The organism is Nocardia aobensis NBRC 100429, assembly GCF_000308375.1.
GTDB classification, from domain to species: Bacteria; Actinomycetota; Actinomycetes; order Mycobacteriales; family Mycobacteriaceae; genus Nocardia; species Nocardia aobensis.
Genome location: NZ_BAFQ01000006.1, coordinates 54,004 through 72,113, shown reverse-complemented (window position 1 = coordinate 72,113; position 18,110 = coordinate 54,004). Strand labels below are relative to the sequence as shown.

Here is an 18,110-nt window from a genome sequence, read left to right as displayed (position 1 = left end):
GTACTAGTCCGGCAGGTCGGGGGCGGGCTCGGGGAGGCTGTCGTCGGGGCGGTGGTCGCCGCGCTGGTGGCGGCGATCGGGCTGACGGCGATGTCGGCGGTGCAGTGGCCGGCGTTCAACTCCTCCAATGTGACTCGTGCGATGACCACCGTCGGGCAGGCGGGGGCGGCGGTGCTGCTGGTGCTCGCCATCGTGCTGATCCGGTTGCACCGGTGGCCCTGGGTGGCGAAAGTGCTGTCCTGGGCGGGTATTTCCGCCTTCATCACGGTGACGCTGGGGATGCCGCTCGCGGCGACCAAGCTGTATCTGTTCGGCATTTCGGTGGATCAGGAATTCCGCACCGAATATCTGACGCGACTCACCGATACCGTCGCGCTGCACGATATGACCTATGCCGACATTCCGGCGTACTACCCGGCCGGGTGGTTCTGGATCGGCGGACGCGTCGCGAATCTGCTCGGCCTGGCCGGGTGGGAGACGTTCAAACCGTATGCGATCGTGTCGCTGGCGGTGGCGTCGGTGCTGGCACTGGTGTTGTGGTCCAAGCTGATTCGGTGGGATTGGGCGGTCGCGGTGGCGGCGACGACCACCGCGGTGATGGTGGCGTTCGCCTCCCCTGAGGCCTACAGCGCCGTGCTGGTGATCCTGTTCGCACCGGCGATGGTGCTCGCCTGGGGTGCGCTGTACCGGCCCGCCGAGTTCGGGGCGGCGGCGAGATCGGCCGGCGAACCGCGCACCGCGGGCGGCTGGGGTGCGGCGATCGGAGCGGGCGCGTTCCTCGGACTCTCGGCGATGTTCTACACGCTGTTCTTCGTGGTCGCGGTCTTCACCGTGGTCCTGATGGGCCTGGTCGCGTGGGCGACCCTGTGGTGGCAGCAGCGCGAGATCGCGGTGCATCAGCCGCGTGCTCCGCGGCTCGGCGTCTTCCGCCTGCTGTGGCCGATTCTGCTGCGCCTGGTCGTCATAGGCGGGATCGCCGCGATCCTGGCCCTGATCGTCTGGGGCCCGTACCTGGCGAAGGTGCTGACCGGACATCTGCCGGAATCCAATACCGCCCTGCACTACCTGCCGGAGTCCGGTTCACGGCTGGCGTTCCCGATGTTCGACTTCTCCGAACCGCTGCTCGGTGCGCTCTGCCTGCTCGGCACGCTCTGGCTGGTGGTGCGGGCGGCGAGTTCGCGACGAGCGCAGGCGCTGGGCATCTCGGTGGTCGCGATCTATCTGTGGTCGCTGGCCTCCATGCTGGTCACGGCGGCCGGTACGACCGGGCTGGCCTTCCGGCTGGAACCCATCCTGCAGGTGCTGCTCGCCGCGGCGGGCGCGTTCGGATTCGTCGAGGGGGCACGGGCGATCTACCAGGCCGTCGACGAACCGCGGCGGTTCCGGGCGGCGACCGGGGTGGTCGCGGTCCTGGGTGCGCTGGCCTTCACCCAGAGCATCCCCGGCATCCTGAACGCCGAGATCACCACCGCCTACACCGACACCGACGGCAACGGTGTGCGCGCGGACAAGCGCAGCCCCTCGGCGGTGTCGTACTACGGGCGCATCGATGCGACCCTCACCGAGCAGACCGGGCGGCCGCGCGACCAGACGGTGGTCCTCACCGCCGACACCAGCTTCCTGTCCTACTATCCGTATTTCGGTTTCCAGGCGCTGACGTCGCACTACGCCAATCCGCTCGCCGATTTCCCGGCCCGGGCCGCCGAGATCAAGCGCTGGAGCCAACTGAAATCACCGGCCGAGTTGATCGACGCGCTGAACCACTCCCCCTGGCGCGCGCCGGACGCCTTCCTGTTCCGCCGCAGCGGCGAGAACTACACCCTGCGCCTGGCCGAGGACGTCTATCCGAACGATCCGAACGTGCGCCGCTACACCGTCGAGTTTCCGGGGACCCTCTTCGCCGATCCACAGTTCCGGATCACCGATATCGGGCCGTTCACCCTGGTCGTACGCCACTGACTCCCCTGTGGATAAGGCTGTGGAATTCCCCCACTCCTGTGGATAACCAACGTTCACTCGGCGCTGCTTCGCTCCGGATGGGTACGGTGGGTGGCTGATTGTCGGCCGAAGGAGTGTTTTTCCAGTGGTGCAGGGCGGGCCAGCGGTTCCGAACGAGCAGCGTCCGGGGGTGAGCGCGGCCGTCCTGTCCGAGGGGCAGGAGCTGCGCACCCCGGAGCCGAGACTCGCGGACAGACCCTCCCGGGGCGCGCGCCTTCGCGACCGTCTCCTCGCCTCCCGAGCGGATCTCGTGGTCGCGGCCGTCTACCTGGCCACCGCCGTCTATGTGCTGTCCGGGCAGTGGCGCGACACCACGCACGGATATCTGATCGCGAGCGGCCAGGACCAGTCGATGTGGGAGTGGTTCTTCGCCGAAACCGCGCATGCGGTGATCCATCTGCACAATCCGCTGGGCACGAATCTGCAGAACTATCCCGACGGCGTGAACATGATGGCCAACACCGCCATGTTCGGCGTCGGTATTCCGCTGACTCCGGTGACGGTCCTGTTCGGCCCGACCGTGACCTTCGCCCTGGTGCTGACCCTGGGCCTGGCCGGAACCGGTTTCGCCTGGTACTGGCTGCTCTCCCGGGAGTTGGTGTCGTCCCGTTTCGCCGCCGCGCTGGGCGGCGCGTTCTGCGGCTTCGCACCCGCGATGATCTCGCACGCCAACGCCCATCCCAATTTCGTCGGTCTGGCGATTCTGCCGGTGCTCGCGGTCCTGGTGATCCGGATGGCGCGCCGGGCCGTGCGCGGCGAACCGGTGACGTGGGCGGGGCGGGTGCGGGAGGCCGTGGTGCTCGCGGTCCTGGTCGCACTCCAGATCGCGCTCGGCGAGGAGCCGCTGCTGATCTTCGCCCTCGGCTTCGGCCTGTTCGCCCTCGTCTACTACCTGCACCGGCCCCGGACCGGGCTGCGGGTGGTGCGTGCCGTGACGCCGACCCTCGCGCTGGCCGCGGTGATCACGGTGGCCGCTACGGCGATTCCGCTGTGGTGGCAGTTCTTCGGACCGCAGAGCTACCGTTCCATCGATCACGGGCCGATGGGCAACGACCTCACGGCGCTGGTCGAATTTCCCTCCCGATCGCTCGGCGGCGTCTTCGCCCCGGGTAAGACCCCCGCGATCAATCCGACCGAGGAGAACGCCTTCTTCGGCTGGCCGCTGCTGGCGTTGACCGCGGTGACCGCGGTCTGGCTGTGGCGCTCGCGCAACCGCGAATACCGGGTGATCCGCGCGGCCACGACGGTGATCGTGTTCTACAGCATCCTGTCGCTGGGGATTTCGCTGCGGATCGGCCGGTCCGATACCGGAATCACGCTGCCGTGGCACTGGCTCGACCAGGTGCCGCTGCTGAACACCGTGCTGGAGACCCGCTTCACCATGGCCGCGATTCCGGCGCTCGCGGCGATCCTGGCGCTGGGTACGCAGCGCATCCTCGACTACGCGCGCAGCACGAACGATCTGCGGCCGGTGCTCTGGTTCACCGCCGTCGCGCTGGCACTGGTCCCGCTGGTACCGACCGTCCTGCCGGTGACCCATCGCGATCCGACGCCGCGATTCTTCACCGACGGCACGGTCGACCACTATGTCGGCGACGGGTCGGTCGTGATCGCGCCGCCGCCTACCCGGCTCGACGCCCAGCCACTGAACTGGCAGGTCGATTCCCATTTCGGCTTCCCGCTCGCGGGCGGCTACTTCGTCGGGCCGACGGCCGACAAGAAGGGCCGCTACGGACCCGACGACCGGCCGACCGCGACCCTGTTGATGCGGGCGCAGCAGACGGATCGCATTCAGCCGGTCGATGTCCGGGCACGGGCTCGAGCGCTGGCCGATCTCGCCTACTGGCGCGCCGATGTGGTGGTGCTGCCGCCGACCGAACACGGCGGCACGATCCGCGCGACCCTCGACCAGTTGCTCGGCATCCCGGGGCAGGTGGTCGACGGTGTCGTCGTCTGGGATGTGCGCGGACTGGTCTGATTCCACGGCGACCTCCGCCGGGCCCTCCGCGGTTACGCGCGCTGCCACCTCCGGGCCCGCCGCCGCGGTCGCTTAGCATCGCTGGGTGCGCGCAGACTCTCCAGCGTTTCCCCGCATCCGTGTGATCGCCCTCCTGTCGGGTCTGATCGCCGTCGCCCTCGCGGTGCTCACACCGCTGCTGCCGGTGCGGGAGGACCGGGCGAGCCTGGATTGGCCGCAGCCGCAATCGGTCCCGGTGAACGCGCCGCTGGTGTCGTATGTGCCGCTCACCGTCGACGCGTCGCTGCCGTGCAGCGCGTTGCGCGAACTCCCCAGTGGCACGGTCTTGTCCACGGTGCCCGCCGACGCGCCCAATGCCTCCGCGAAGGGCCTGGTCGCCAAGATCGCCGACGAGCCGGGTGGGCGCACGCTCTCGGTGCGGCTGCGCGATATTCCGCTGCTGTCGGCGCCGCTGGCCGAGGTCGGTGGCTGCGCACGCTTCGTCGTCACCTCCACCGCGCAGGCCACCACGGCCGAATTCACCGGTGTCACCCGGCAGGACGGCACACCGTTCACCAATACCGTCGGCGGCGATGTGCGGCCCCAGATCGTCGGCGTCTTCACCGATCTGACTCGCGAGCAGCTCGGTGACGCCCATCTGCACGCCGCCATCGACTCGCGCTTCTCCTCGACGCCGAGCCCGCTGAAGCTGGCCGCGATCATCGGCGCGGTCGTCTTCACCGTCATCGCGCTGATCTGCCTGCATCTGATCGATACCGCCGACGGGCGACGGCCACGCCGCTTCCTGCCGGCGCACTGGTGGCGGGTCACCGTCGCGGATGTGGTGGTGCTGGGCACGCTGGTGGTCTGGCATGTGATCGGCGCCAATACCTCCGACGACGGCTACATCCTGAATATGGCCCGGGCGTCGAAACATTCGGGTTATATGGCCAACTACTACCGCTGGTTCGGAGTCGCCGAGGCGCCCTTCGGCTGGCCGTACGAGGTGCTGGCCTGGATGACCCGGGTCAGCGACGCCGGCTGGTGGATGCGGCTGCCGGCGCTGCTGGCCGGTGTGCTGTGCTGGCTGGTGATCAGCCGGGAAGTGCTGCCGCGCTTGGGTTCTCGCGTCCGCCGCGACACCGTCGCGCTGTGGACGGCGGGGCTGGTGTTCCTGGTCGCCTGGCTGCCCTACGACAACGGCCTGCGCCCGGAACCGCTGATCGCCCTTGGCGCGCTGGTGACCTGGTGCTCGATCGAACGCTCGATCGCGACCCGACGACTGCTGCCCGCCGCGGTCGCGGTATTGATCGCCGCGTTCTCGCTCGCCGCCGGGCCGACCGGCCTGATCTGCATCGCCGCCCTGGTCGCCGGCTCGCGACCGGTCCTGCAGCACATCATTTCCCGCGCCCGCGGCGGCGATTCGGCGGGCGCGTCGATACTGCGGTACGGCGCCCTGCTCGCGCCGGGCGCGGCCGCCGGAGCGCTGGTCCTGGTGGTGGTCTTCGCCGACCAGACCCTGGCCTCGGTGATGGAGGCGACCCGGGTCCGCAAGATCATCGGACCGAATGTGGCCTGGTTCGATGAGCGGACCCGCTGGGATTCGCTGCTGATGCTGGCGCCGGACGGCTCGTTGGCGCGCCGGTTCGGCATTCTCGGCATGCTGCTGTGCCTGCTGGTGTGCGTCCTGGTCATGTTGCGCAAGAACGGCCGGATTCCGGGCACGTCGAAGGGCCCCTCGGCCCGCATCCTCGGCATCGTGTTCATGTCGCTGCTGCTGATGATGTTCACTCCGACCAAGTGGACCCACCACTTCGGCGTCTATGCCGGATTGGCCGGTTCGCTCGCGGCGCTGACCGCGGTCGCGGTGGGTATCAACGGAATCCGGGCCCGCTACAACCGCTCGCTGTTCGCGGCCGCGGTGTTCTTCCTGCTGGCGATCACGTTCACCGGCTCCAACGGCTGGTGGTACGTGTCCAGTTACGGTGTGCCGTGGTACGACAAGGCGCCGCTGATCGCGGGTAAGGGACTCTCGACGCTGTTCCTCGGATTCGCGGTGCTGAGCCTGCTGCTGGCGGCCTATCAGTACTACCGCGAGCCGTTTCGAAAAGCGGACGGCCGCAGGCGGTTCGACACCTGGGCCGTCCAACCGCTGACCATCGCGGCCGCGGCCATGGTGCTGTTCGAGGTCGCCTCCCTCGGCAAGGGCGCCGTCACGCAATATCCGTCCTATTCCATCGCGAAGTCGAATATCCGTGCGCTGGGCGGACATCCGTGCTCCCTGGCCGATGCGGTCCTCACCGAAACCGACACCGCCGACTCCCTGCTGCAGCCCTACTCCGGTTCCGCGGCGGACGCGCTCGGCGCCGACAGTACGGGCTTCGACCCGAACGGCGTGGCCAAGGATCTGACCGCCGACGCCGAGGAGACGACCACCGGCGGCGCGAATTCGGTCAACACCGATTCCGCGAACAAGACGACCCACACCACCACCGCGGGCACCGGCGGCGGTACCACCCAGCAGGGGGGCGTCAACGGCAGCACCGTCGCGCTGCCGTTCGGGTTGGACCCGGCGCGCACCCCGGTGCTGGGCAGTTACACCACCGGCACCAAACAGCAGGCGCACCTGACCTCGGGCTGGTACCGGATGGATCTGCCCGGCGCCCGCCAAGACTCGGCTCGCAAAGTTCTGGTGGTCACCGCGGCCGGGCGGATCAAATCGGTGAACGCCGACGGCGTGGTCACCTACGGCCAGGATCTGCGCGTCGAATTCGGCGACCGCGCCGCCGACGGCACCGTGCGGCCGCTGGGCTCGTTCATACCGCTGGATATCGGCGGCGCGCCGTCGTGGCGGAATATGCGGGTACCGCTGGACCGCATTCCGGACGGCACCAACGCGGTGCGGATCGTGGCGGTCGCCAACGATCTGACGCCGCGGCAGTGGCTGGCGGTCACGCCGCCCCGGCTGCCGAAGCTCGCCACCCTCGATTCGGTGGTCGGACACACCGATCCGGTCCTCGAGGATTGGCACGTCGGCCTGGCCTTCCCCTGCCAGCGCCCGTTCGACCACAAGGACGGCGTGGCCGAGGTGCCGAAGTGGCGCATCCTGCCGGACCGGGTCGGTTCCGACGCCTCCAACGCCTGGCAGGACGATATCGGCGGCGGTCCACTGGGCTGGACAGGATTGTTGCTGTCGGCCCAGACCATCCCCGCCTATCTGAACGACGACTGGGGCCGGGACTGGGGTTCGCTGGAACGATTCACCCCCTACGTGCCGCAGGCGCGCCAGGCCGACGTCGGTGTGACGGTGCAGACGCGCTGGGGCTGGGTCAAGGATGCGCCCATCAAGGTGAAGTGAAATAGCGGGGCGTGAACAACGTCACTCTCAGCGTGGGCAGATAACATCACCATCCGTGCCCGACGCCGCAACAGCTGTCTTGACCAAACCGACGGTCGCCGAACAACCGGTGACGTCGCGCGATTTCCGCACCGCCCGGCTGATCGCCGTGATCGCCGGCCTGCTCGGCGCGATCTTCGCGCTCGCCACCCCGTTCCTGCCGGTCCAGCAGACCACCGCCGAGGTGAACTGGCCGCAGGGCGGGACCATCGGCAATGTCGAGGCGCCGCTGATGTCGCAGGTCCCGGTGGATCTGCGGGCCTCCATCCCGTGTTCGACGGTGGCACAGCTGCCCCAGGGCGGCATGCTGCTCAACACCGCGCCGCCGCAGGGCGACCGGGCCGCGCTCGAGGGCATGTTCGTGCGTGTCACCAGCGATTCGGTCGACGTGGTGGACCGCAATGCGATCGTCGCCTCGGCGAAGCGCGGTGAGCTCGACGGCTGCACCGCGATCACCATCACCTCCGATATCGACCGCACCTACGCCCACTTCGAGGGCCTGACCAAACAGGTCGAGCGGCCCGCCGCCGACGGTGGCACCGAAACGGTGACCGTGCCGGTGGACGGCGCCCTGCAGGGTGATCTGCGGCCGCAGGTGGTCGGCGTGTTCTCGGATCTGAAGGGTGCGGCGCCGGCCGGGCTGTCGTTCCACATGACCGTCGATTCCCGCTTCTCGTCGTCGCCGACGGTGATCAAACTGGTCGCGATGCTCGCCGCGGTGCTGTGCACCCTCATCGCGCTGGCCGCGCTCGGCCGCCTCGACACCAGCGACGGCCGCGGTCACCGCCGCTTCTTCCCCGCGCACTGGCTGAAGCCGACCTGGGCCGACGGCGCGGTGCTGAGCATCCTGCTGGCGTGGCATTTCATCGGCGCCAACACCTCCGACGACGGCTACATCCTGACGATGGTGCGCGTGGCGCCGCACGCGGGTTATCTGGCCAACTACTTCCGCTGGTACGGCGTGCCGGAGGCGCCGTTCGGCTGGTACTACGACGTCATCCAGGTCTTCGCGCAGATCTCCACGGCCAGCCCGTGGGTGCGTATCCCCGCGCTCCTGTGCGGAATTCTGTGCTGGATGGTGATCAGCCGCGAGGTGGTGCCGCGGCTGGGCCGCAGTGTGCGGACCTCGAAGGTCGCGCTGTGGACCGGCGGACTGGTATTCCTCGCCTTCTGGCTGCCCTACGACAACGGCCTGCGCTCGGAGCCGATCGTCGCGCTGGGCGCGCTGCTGACCTGGGTCTCGATCGAACGCGCGATCGCCACCGGACGCCTGTTGCCCGCCGCCGGCGCGGTACTGGTCGCGGCGTTCACGCTCGCGGCGGCGCCGACCGGCCTGATGTGTGTGGCCGCGCTGCTCGCCGGTATCCGCCCGCTGGTGCGAATCGTGGTGCGTCGCAAACGCGATCTCCAGGCACGTGCCGGAAGTGGCTGGCGCGCTTCGGGGTTCGTCTCCTCCCTACCGTTGCTGGCGCCGATCGCGGCGGCGGGTTTCCTGGTACTCACCGTCGTCTACAGCGATCAGACCTTCGCCGGGATCCAGGAGGCCAACCGGGTGCGGCGCCTCACCGGCCCGAACCTGGCCTGGTACGAGGACTACCTGCGCTACTACTACCTGTTCGTCCAGACCGTCGACGGTTCGGTCTCGCGCCGGTTCGCGTTCATCGTGATGATCCTGTGCCTGATCACCACCGCCCTGGTGTTGTTGCGGCGCAAGCAGATTCCCGGCATCTCCAGCGGTCCGACCTGGCGGTTGATCGGGGTGGTCTGCGGAACCATCTTCTTCATGATGTTCAACCCGACCAAGTGGACCCACCACTTCGGCGCCTATGCGGGCATCGCGGGTGCGCTCGCGGCGGTGACCGCGGTGGCGGTGTCGGCGACGGCGCTGCGGTCGCGCAAGAACCGCTCGATCTTCCTGGCCGCCTTGCTCTTCGCGCTGGCGCTGTCGTTCTCCGGCACCAACGGCTACTGGTACGTCTCGAGCTACGGCGTGCCGTGGTTCGACAAGACGGTGTCGCTGCACGGACTCCAGTCCAACACGATCATGCTGGTGCTGTTCGGGCTCGCACTCGCGGTGGTGGCCTGGCAGGCGCTGCGCGAGGGCTACGCCAAACCGCCGGAGAGTTCGAAATCCTCGCGCGGCAAGCGTATTCGCCGGTTCGCGGCCATTCCGCTGACGCTGGTCGCCGCGGCGATGGTGTTGTTCGAGGTGCTGTCGCTGGCCAAGGGCGCGGTGACCCAGTACCCGGCCTACTCGCTGGCCCGCGGCAACGTCGACGCGGTCGGCGGCAACCGCTGCGGAATCGCCGACGACGTTCTGGTCGAGTCGAATTCGAACCAGGGCCGGTTGAATCCGATCATCGATCCCGCGCATCCGCCGAAGGACGGCGATCCGCTGGCCGGTGCCGACCCGACCGGCTTCGATCCCAACGGTGTGCCGACCGACCTGAAAGCCGACGCGGTGGAGGTGAAGCCGGGCACCGGCAACACCTCCAACCAGTCGGTGGGCGCGAACTTCGCCGAGGGCCAGAACGCGGGCACCGGCGGCGGCACGACCAAGGAAGCCGGTGTCAACGGCTCGACCGTCGCACTGCCCTTCGGCCTCGACCCGAAGACGACGCCGGTGATGGGCAGCTATCAGCAGGGCCTGCAGCAGCCCGCGCATCTGACCTCGAGCTGGTACGAACTGCCCGCTCGGTCGGCGGATTCGCCGCTGGTGGTCATCTCGGCGGCCGGCCGCATCCTGTCCTTCGATCAGACCGGTGCGTTGCAGTACGGCCAGGACCTGAAGCTGGAGTACGGCAAGCGCCAGCCCGACGGTTCGGTGAAATTCGAGGGCAGCTACGTCCCGCGCGATATCGGCCCGGCGCCGTCGTGGCGCAACCTGCGCGTTCCGCTGTCGGAGATCGCCGCCGACGCCGATGCGGTGCGGATCTCGGCCAATCGCAATGTGCTGATCGGTGATCAGTGGCTGGCGTTCACACCGCCGCGGGTGCCGAAGATGGTCACGCTGAACACCTTCCTCGGCTCCGAACAGCCGGTGCTCGAGGACTGGGCGGTGGGCCTGCAGTTCCCCTGCCAGAACCCGTTCCCGCACCGCTACGGCGTGGCGACCATGCCGAACTATCGCATCCTGCCCGACCGCCCGCTCGCGGTGAGCTCGACCGATACCTGGCAGGCCGAGGAATTCGGCGGCCCGCTCGGCTTCACCCAGATGCTGGCGGGTTCCACCACGATCCCGACCTATCTGAAGGACAACTGGGCTCGTGACTGGGGCACCCTGGAGCGCTACAACCGGTACTACACCGACGCCACCCCGGCGAAGATCGACACGGGCACCGCGACGCGCTCCGGATTCTGGAGTCCGGGACAACTGCGCGTGTTCTGATCGGTAGCCCCGGCGAACGACGGCGGGCGGCGCACATATCGTGCGCCGCCCGCCGTCGTCGTATGCGGCGATGTGGGGTTGCCTGCCCCCTACACGTCGACGTGTTCGATCCATTCGTAGACGGGGAGATTGCCTTCAGGGGTGTCCTGGCGGCGTGGTGTGGATTTGAAACGTTCGTAGCCACCGGCGTTCTGCACGCGTAATTCGATGCCGGGTGGGGTGATGGGAACGATGCGGTGCGGCAGGTCGGCCGGCCCGCCCTCGAGTACAGCCTTCGGTGAGCTACCCATAGCTGAAGGCTCTCATATGGCGGCCCGCCGACCGGGCGATTCCACGAAAGACACGCGCTACCCGGCGTTCAACCGGGCGTAACCGCAGGTGCCGCTCGTTGCCACTGCCGAACACGACAACGCCACCCGTCCGGATCTCCGGTACGGGTGGCGCCGTGTGCTCGTGTGCCGGTCTACAGCGGCAGCAGGTGATGTTTGCGCGGATTGCGCTGCAGGCGCTTGTCGCGCAGCAGCGTCAGGGCCTTGCGGATCTCCAGGCGGGTCGCCGAGGGCTCGATGACCGCATCGATGTAGCCGCGCTCGGCCGCGGGCCACGGGGTGGCGGCGGTCGCGTTGTAGAAGTCGATCATCTGTTTGCGGATGGCCTCGCGCTGATCCTCCGGCGCCGCCTCGAGCTGGCGACGGCCGACCAGGCCGACCGCCTGCTCCGCACCCATCACGGCGATCCGGGCCGTCGGCCAGGCGAAGTACACATCCGCGCCCAGGGCCTTGGACCCCATGACCGCCCAACCGCCGCCGTAGGCCTTGCGCACGACGACGGTGACCTTGGGCACCGACGCCTCCACGAAGGAGAACAGGAAGCGACCACCACGCTTGATGACGCCGGCCTTCTCCTGCTCCAAACCGGGCATGAAGCCGGGCGTATCCACGACCAGCACCAGCGGAATCTCGAACGCGTCGCACATTCGGACGAAATGCGAGGCCTTGTCCGACGCTTTGGCGTCGAGCGCACCCGCCAGATACATCGGCTGGTTGGCGACGACGCCGACCGACCGGCCGTCCACCCGGGCGAATCCGGTGATGATGTTGCGGGCCATATCCGACCCGACCTCGTGGAATCCGCCGTCGTCGAAGATCCGCAGCAACACCTCGTGCATGTCGTAGCTGGCGTTGTCGGAGTCCGGAACGAAGCTGTTCAGTTCCAGATCGGTTTCGGTGATCTCGGGCTCGAGGCCCGGATTGACGATCGGCGGTTCCTCCTGGCAGCTCGACGGCAGGAAGCTCAGATATTCGCGCGCCCACTCGAACGCCGCCTTCTCGTCCTTGGCGACGTGGTGGATATTGCCCCAGTCGGCCTGCCGGTAGGCGCCGCCCAGTTCGTCGGCGGTCACGTCCTCACCGGTGGCCTCGCGCGTGATCTGCGGGCCGGTGACGAACATGTGCGCGGATTCGGTCGCGATGACGACATCGGTGCAGATCGGCTGATACACCGCACCCGCGGCACAGTTGCCGAGGATCAGCGACACCATCGGCACCGCACCCGAGAGGGCTTCCATGGCGATCGCCATCTCGCCGTACCAGCGCAGCGAGGTCACCGCCTCCTGCACACGCGCGCCACCGGAGTCGTTGATGCCGACCAGCGGGCAGCCCATCTTGGCGGCGAAGCGCATGAGCGAGGCGACCTTCTGGCCGAACATCTCGCCGACCGTGCCGCCGTACACGGTCTGATCGTGGGAGAACACCGCCACCGGGCGGCCCTCCACCAACCCGTGGCCGGTGACCACGCCGTCGCTGTAGAGGGAGTTCTTGTCCGCCGGATTGCGTACCAGCGCACCGATTTCCACGAAGGTCCCCGGGTCCAGCAGCATGTTGATCCGCTCACGCGGCGAGGGGATACCCTTCTTGGCCCGCTTGGCCACCCCCGCTTCGCCGGCCGGCTCCTGCGCGAGTTCCAGCTTCTTCCGCAGGTCGGCAAGCCTCTCGGCGGTCGTACTCACTGCTCTCCCTTCCCGGGTGCATCGTCGGAGATCGCGGCCAGTTTCCGGGTGAGGTCGGCACCGATCTGCGCGACGCGCGGTTCATCGATGATCTGGAGGTGGTCACCCGGGATGTGGATGACTTCCAGGTTGGGGATGTAACCATCCCATCCGCCGTTCGGTTGCCGATCGGCGAAACGAGGCTCGAGCTCGATGATGCCGTCGTGATAGCGGTCGGCGAGATAGAGCGTCACATCGCCCTCGTAGTGCGACGGCTGCGCCTTCTGCAGATCGCGACTGTCGAGCCAGGACGTGCGCTGATGTTCCATCACGCCGCCAGGGATCTTCACGTCGGCGAATTTCAGCAGGCCCATGATGATTTCGAGTTGCTGCTCGTCGGAGGCGTCCGCGAGTTCCTGCAACATCTCGTCGTCGAGCTCTCCCTCGATGCCGTAGGTCTTCTGCGCGAACGCCTGGAATCGCTCGATCCGCGCGCGACGGCCTTCCGGCGACGGGTCCTCGTCCTCGACCGGCAGCGCCAGGTCGATCAGACCGACGAGCCGGACGTCGTCGCCCTCGGCACGCATGATCTGGGCGACCTGCAGTGCGAACACCGCACCCAGCGACCAGCCGTAGAGAACGTACGGGCCGGAGGGGAAGATCTTGCGGATTTCGGTGGCGTATTCGCGGGCCCGCTCGGGAATCGATCCCTCGATCCGCTCGAAGCCGTACATCGGCGTGCCCTCCGGCAGCCGCTTGAGCAACGGCTCGTACACCAGCGTGTTACCGCCCGAGGGGTGGAAGACGAAGATCGGGATCGCGGTCGAGCCTTCGGGCCGCGGCCGCAGCGGGCGGATGAAGCCCTCGACCTCGGTGGCCGAATCCTGATGCCGGCGAACGATATCCGACAGCTGTTCGATCGTCTCGCAGTCGAGCACGTCGTCGACGTCGACGGTGCTGCCGACCCGGTCCGACAGGCGCGCGGCCAGCTTCTCCGCGGTGTCCTCGTCGAGGATCGGCAGGGTGTTGAAGATGCCACCGGCCGACTTGCCGGTCACCATCGCCCACGCGGCGAAGGTCAACCGCTCGGCCGCATCACGCGGGGGCACATCGGCTTCCGGTTCCTTGGTGCCCGTGCCCTGGCCGCCGCCGAACACGGCCGCCGCGGCGCTTGCCTTCCGATCCGCATCGGCCACGTCCGCCACCGCACCGGCGGTTCCGGCGGGAGCAGCCGCGGCCGGCTCGGCCGGTTTCGGCTCGGCGGCCGCCACCTGCTGCTGCACCGCCGCGGCCGGATCCTCCCCGGCCTCCATCGCGGCTCGCGCGGCGGCGACGAAATTGTCGTCCACGGTGAGCGAACCACCATCGGCGGCTTGCTTTTCCGCCATCGCGGCGACCTCGTCGCGGTGTTCGATGGCGTAGCGGAGCACCTTGCCCACCTCGTTGAGGCTGGCATCGCGCACCGCGGAGACCTGCAGCGAGGGGATGTCGAATTCGTATTCGACGCGGTTCTTGATCCGCATCGCCATCAGCGAGTCGAGCCCCAGCTCCATCAGCGGGATCTCCATCGGCAGATCCTCCACGGCATAACCCATGGATTCCGCCGCGATGGTCGCCAGTCGTTCCTCGACGGTCTGCGTACCGTTGGGATCCCAGCGGTCGCCGAAACTCTCGGCGACGACGAGATCTGCTGTGCCGCTGTCGGTTTCGGCCGGAGCGGGAGCGGGCTGGATGGCGGCTGCCGGGGTTCCGTTGGTGGACGGCGCGCTCGCGGTCACCACCGCATCGAACAGCAGCCGGAACGCAGTGCCCTCGCGGACGTGCACCTGGACCGAGGCTCCCCCCGGATGCGGGGTGAGCGTCGTGGTCAGGGTGCCCGACGCCGGCAGCGGGGAGTGCGCGACGGTCGCACCCAGCGCCACCTCCGACAACACCTGCGCCGCAGCCGCGTTCACCAGACCGGCCAGATCGGTGACGGCCGCGGCCGACACCTCCCAGGCGTGGCGGCCGTCGGGCAGCGCCACGTGCGCACCGGGCGCGCGGCCGCTGCCCGAACCCGTCGCGATGCTGACCTTGGGCCAGTATTCCTTGCGCAGGAAGGCCGTTCGCGGAACGTCGGCGTAGTCACCGGCGGGCAGCAGCGACACCAGATCGACGGGGTGGCCCTGCACGTACAGCTGGGCCAGGGCGGAGATGACCCCCGCGGCCTCGTCCTCCTTGCGCTTGAGCGTGGGGATCAGAGCCGCGTTGTGCACACCGGCGGCGAAGGTCGTACCCATCACCTGCATGAGCGCGACGGAATTCGGCGCCAGTTCCAGGTAGGTGGTGATGCCCGCGTCGACCGCGCGACGGATCGCGTTGGTGAAATACACCGAGCCGCGCATATTGGTCACCCAGTAGTCGACATCGTGCACCGGGTCCGAACCGGCCTTGTACACGGTCGCCTTGTGCACGGTCGAATAGAGATCCGTGGTCACCTTGGTCGGCTCGATGCCGGCCAGCTCCGCGGCCAGCTCACCCAGCAGCGGATCCATCTGCGAGGTGTGCCCGGCGCCGCGGGTCTGCAGCACCCGCGCGAATTTGCCCTCGGATTCGGCGCGCGCCACGATCGCGTGCACCTGATCCGGCGGGCCGCCGATCACGGTGTTGGTCGGCGCGGCGTACACCGCGACCTCGAGATCCGGGTACTCCGGCAGCACCTTCTCGATATCTTCGGCGCTGTATTCGACCAGGGCCATATTGCGCACCTGGTCGTCGGTGATCATCTGTTCGCCCTCGCCCATCAGCCGCGACCGCGCGCAGATCACGCGCACCGCGTCCTCGAGCGGCAGACCGCCGGAGATGTACGCACCGGCCGCCTCACCCTGCGAATGCCCCACCACGCCATGCGGTTCGGCGCCGTGCGCGCGCAGCAGCGCGGCGAGACCGAGCTGGATCGTGAATACGCCGACCTGCGAGGTGCCCACATCCCAGTCCTGGGCGTCGTCGAGGATCATCTCCTTGACCGAATATCCGGCCTCGTCGACAACCAGCTCGTCGACCTCGTCCACGGTCCGGGCGAAGATCGAATTCTCCAGGTAGAGCTGCTTACCCATCTTCCGGTGGTGCGAGCCGAATCCGGCCAGCACCCACATCGGTCCCTGGGCGGCCGGGGAGTCGGCGGTGAACACGCCCGGCCCCGGCTTACCGGCGGCGATGGCCCGCAATCCGGCCACGGCCTCCTCGTGGGTCTTCGCCAGCACCACGCCGCGCGAACGGCCGTGGTTGCGCTTGGCCAGCGACCGCGCCACATCCTCGAGCGGAGTCGCCTGTCCCGCTTCGGATTCCAGCCAGTCGGCGAGGTCGCTCGCGGCCCGGCGGCGACGCGACGGCAGATAGGCCGACACCGGCAGGATCACCGGCAGCGGCTCGGTGCGTTCCTGCGTCCACTCGGCCACCTCGGCGACGGGGTCGGGTGCGGCCAGCGGATCGCTGCCCTCGACGATCGCCTCGGCACCGGCGAGCACATCGGTCGCCTCGTTGTCGAGTTCGGCGTCGAGCGTCTCGGCGTCGGCCGAAGCGCCCTGCGCGGCATCATCTTTCGGCGCGGCGGCAGCGGCCGGGGCGTATTCCTGGATGACCACGTGCGCGTTGGTGCCACCGAATCCGAATCCGGAGACGCCGATGGTGGCGGTACCGCTGTAGCGCGGAAATTCGGTGGGCTCGTCGACGACCTTCAGGTGCGCCTGATCGAACGGGATGAAGGGACTCGGCCCCGCGTAGCCGATATTCGGCGGAATGACGTTGTGCTGCAACGCCAGAATCACCTTGGCGAGGGCGGCGGCGCCGGCACCGGATTCGAGATGTCCGAAGTTGGTCTTCGCCGAACCCAGCAGCGCCGGCTTGTCGTCTTCGCGCCCACGGCCGATCACCCGGCCGAGCGCGTCGGCCTCGATCGGATCGCCGATCGGGGTACCGGTGCCGTGGGCCTCGATGTAGTCGACGGTCGAGGGCGCGATACCCGCATCCCGGTAGGCGCGGCGCAGCACGTCGACCTGGGCGTCCGGGTTGGGCGCGACGATACCGTTGGAACGACCATCGGAATTGACGGCAGTGCCCTTCACGACCGCGAGAATGCGGTCCCCGTCGCGCTCGGCGTCGGCCAGGCGCTTGAGCACCACCATGCCGGCGCCCTCACTGCGGACCATGCCGTCCGCATCGGACGAGAACGCTTTGATGTGGCCGTCTTTCGCGACCGCGCCGATGGAATCGAAACCGAGGGTGATCGCGGGGGCCAGCAGCATGTTCACACCACCGGCCAGCGCCACGTCGGCGTCGCCGTTGCGCAGTGCGCGCACCGCGTCGTGCACCGCCACCAGGGTCGACGAGCATGCGGTGTCCACGGCCACCGAGGGACCGCGGAAGTCGTAGAAGTACGACACCCGGTTGGCGACGATCGCGGTGGAGCCGCCGGTGAGGGCGTAGGCGTCGGCCGAGGCCGGCGCGTCGGCGTCCGACTTGCCCAGTCCCAACGCGGCGAGCAACGAGAAATCGTTGGTCGAGGTACCGATGAACACGCCGACGGATTCGCCCTTGAGGGTATTCGCCGGAATTCGCGCGTGCTCCAACGCTTCCCAGGTCAGCTCCATCATGAGCCGCTGCTGCGGATCGACGCGCTCGACCTCGACGGGCGACATCGCGAAGAATTCCGCGTCGAAGCCCTTGATCACGTCCTGGTCGAGGTAGCCGCCGAGGGTATTGCCCTTCTCGACGGCCGCCGCGATATCCGGATCGGCCAGGAATTCCGACCACCGGCCCTCGGGCAGGTCCCGGATGCCGTCACCCCGGTTGATCAGGAAGTCCCAGGTCGTCTCCGGCGTATCGCCGGCGCCGGGCAGGCGCGTGGAGAGACCGACGATGGCGATATCGTGCGCCGCCCCCGGCTGATATCCGGCGGTGTAGAAGGCATCGTCCGCCGCCTCCTCCGGCGTCTCCGGCTCACCGTTGATGATCCGCTCGGCGAGCGCCGCGATCGTCGGATGCTGATACACGATCGTCGCGTTCAGCAGTACGCCGGTGAGCTCTTCGATATCACCGCCCAGGGCGATGGCGTCACGCGAGGCCAGGCCGAATTCCTCCATCGGCCGGTCGACCGTGATCTGCTCCACCGGCTGGCCGGTGGCGTCGGCGACCCAGCGCTGCAGCCACTCGCGCAGCTCGGCCACCGACATATCGGTGCCGCCGGATTTCGCCGCACCGCCCGGCTCGGTCACACTCTGTTCGGTCGCAGTTGTCTGCTCCACCTCGGCGTTCGCGTCGCCGGTGGTTGCCGTCGTCTGGGTGCCCTCGTTGTCAGCCATCAATTCCTCAAGCTACCTGTGTGCGAATGTTGCGCGGGCGGGGA

The 18,110-nt window shown here is 68.4% G+C and carries 7 protein-coding genes; 4 read left to right on the top strand and 3 right to left on the bottom strand.

Annotated features, from left to right (window positions below):
• Positions 1–90: 90 nt before the first annotated feature.
• The 4 genes from RJ03_RS00665 (at position 91) to RJ03_RS00650 (ending at position 10,740) form a co-directional block, all read left to right on the top strand.
• Positions 91–1,959 carry a galactan 5-O-arabinofuranosyltransferase gene (locus tag RJ03_RS00665; protein WP_444543644.1) on the top strand — a complete coding sequence of 623 codons (1,869 nt, stop codon included), beginning with the start codon at positions 91–93 and terminating at the stop codon, positions 1,957–1,959.
• A gap of 169 nt (positions 1,960–2,128) precedes the next feature.
• Positions 2,129–3,976 (top strand): DUF6541 family protein, encoded by a 1,848-nt coding sequence (locus RJ03_RS00660; protein ID WP_086007164.1) that lies wholly within the window; start codon positions 2,129–2,131, stop codon positions 3,974–3,976.
• Between the two features lie 85 nt (positions 3,977–4,061).
• On the top strand, positions 4,062–7,313 hold the full coding sequence (locus RJ03_RS00655; RefSeq protein ID WP_036497029.1) for an arabinosyltransferase domain-containing protein: 3,252 nt from the start codon (positions 4,062–4,064) through the stop codon (positions 7,311–7,313).
• A gap of 55 nt (positions 7,314–7,368) precedes the next feature.
• A complete protein-coding gene (locus tag RJ03_RS00650; RefSeq protein WP_036497027.1) occupies positions 7,369–10,740 on the top strand; it encodes an arabinosyltransferase domain-containing protein in 3,372 nt (1,123 codons plus the stop codon).
• An 89-nt stretch (positions 10,741–10,829) separates the two neighbouring features.
• Here the strand turns inward: RJ03_RS00650 and RJ03_RS00645 are convergent, their stop codons facing one another.
• The 3 genes from RJ03_RS00645 to pks13 all read right to left on the bottom strand — a co-directional run bounded on the left by RJ03_RS00645 (position 10,830) and on the right by pks13 (position 18,066).
• Positions 10,830–11,030 (bottom strand): DUF5988 family protein, encoded by a 201-nt coding sequence (locus tag RJ03_RS00645; protein ID WP_036497026.1) that lies wholly within the window; start codon positions 11,028–11,030, stop codon positions 10,830–10,832.
• Between the two features lie 173 nt (positions 11,031–11,203).
• Entirely contained in the window at positions 11,204–12,748 is a 1,545-nt protein-coding gene (locus tag RJ03_RS00640; RefSeq protein WP_036497025.1) for an acyl-CoA carboxylase subunit beta, read from the bottom strand.
• Entirely contained in the window at positions 12,745–18,066 is a 5,322-nt protein-coding gene (gene pks13, locus RJ03_RS00635; protein WP_083870505.1) for a polyketide synthase Pks13, read from the bottom strand. The genes RJ03_RS00640 and pks13 overlap by 4 nt, the downstream gene beginning before the upstream one ends.
• Between the last annotated feature and the right edge of the window lie 44 nt (positions 18,067–18,110).

What these genes read in the sequence shown, in the direction of transcription:
- pks13 (WP_083870505.1), bottom strand. Translation starts at nt 18,066, where the DNA reads ATGGCTGACAACGAGGGCACCCAGACGACGGCAACCACCGGCGACGCG.
- RJ03_RS00665 (WP_444543644.1), top strand. Translation starts at nt 91, where the DNA reads ATGTCGGCGGTGCAGTGGCCGGCGTTCAACTCCTCCAATGTGACTCGT.
- RJ03_RS00645 (WP_036497026.1), bottom strand. Translation starts at nt 11,030, where the DNA reads ATGGGTAGCTCACCGAAGGCTGTACTCGAGGGCGGGCCGGCCGACCTG.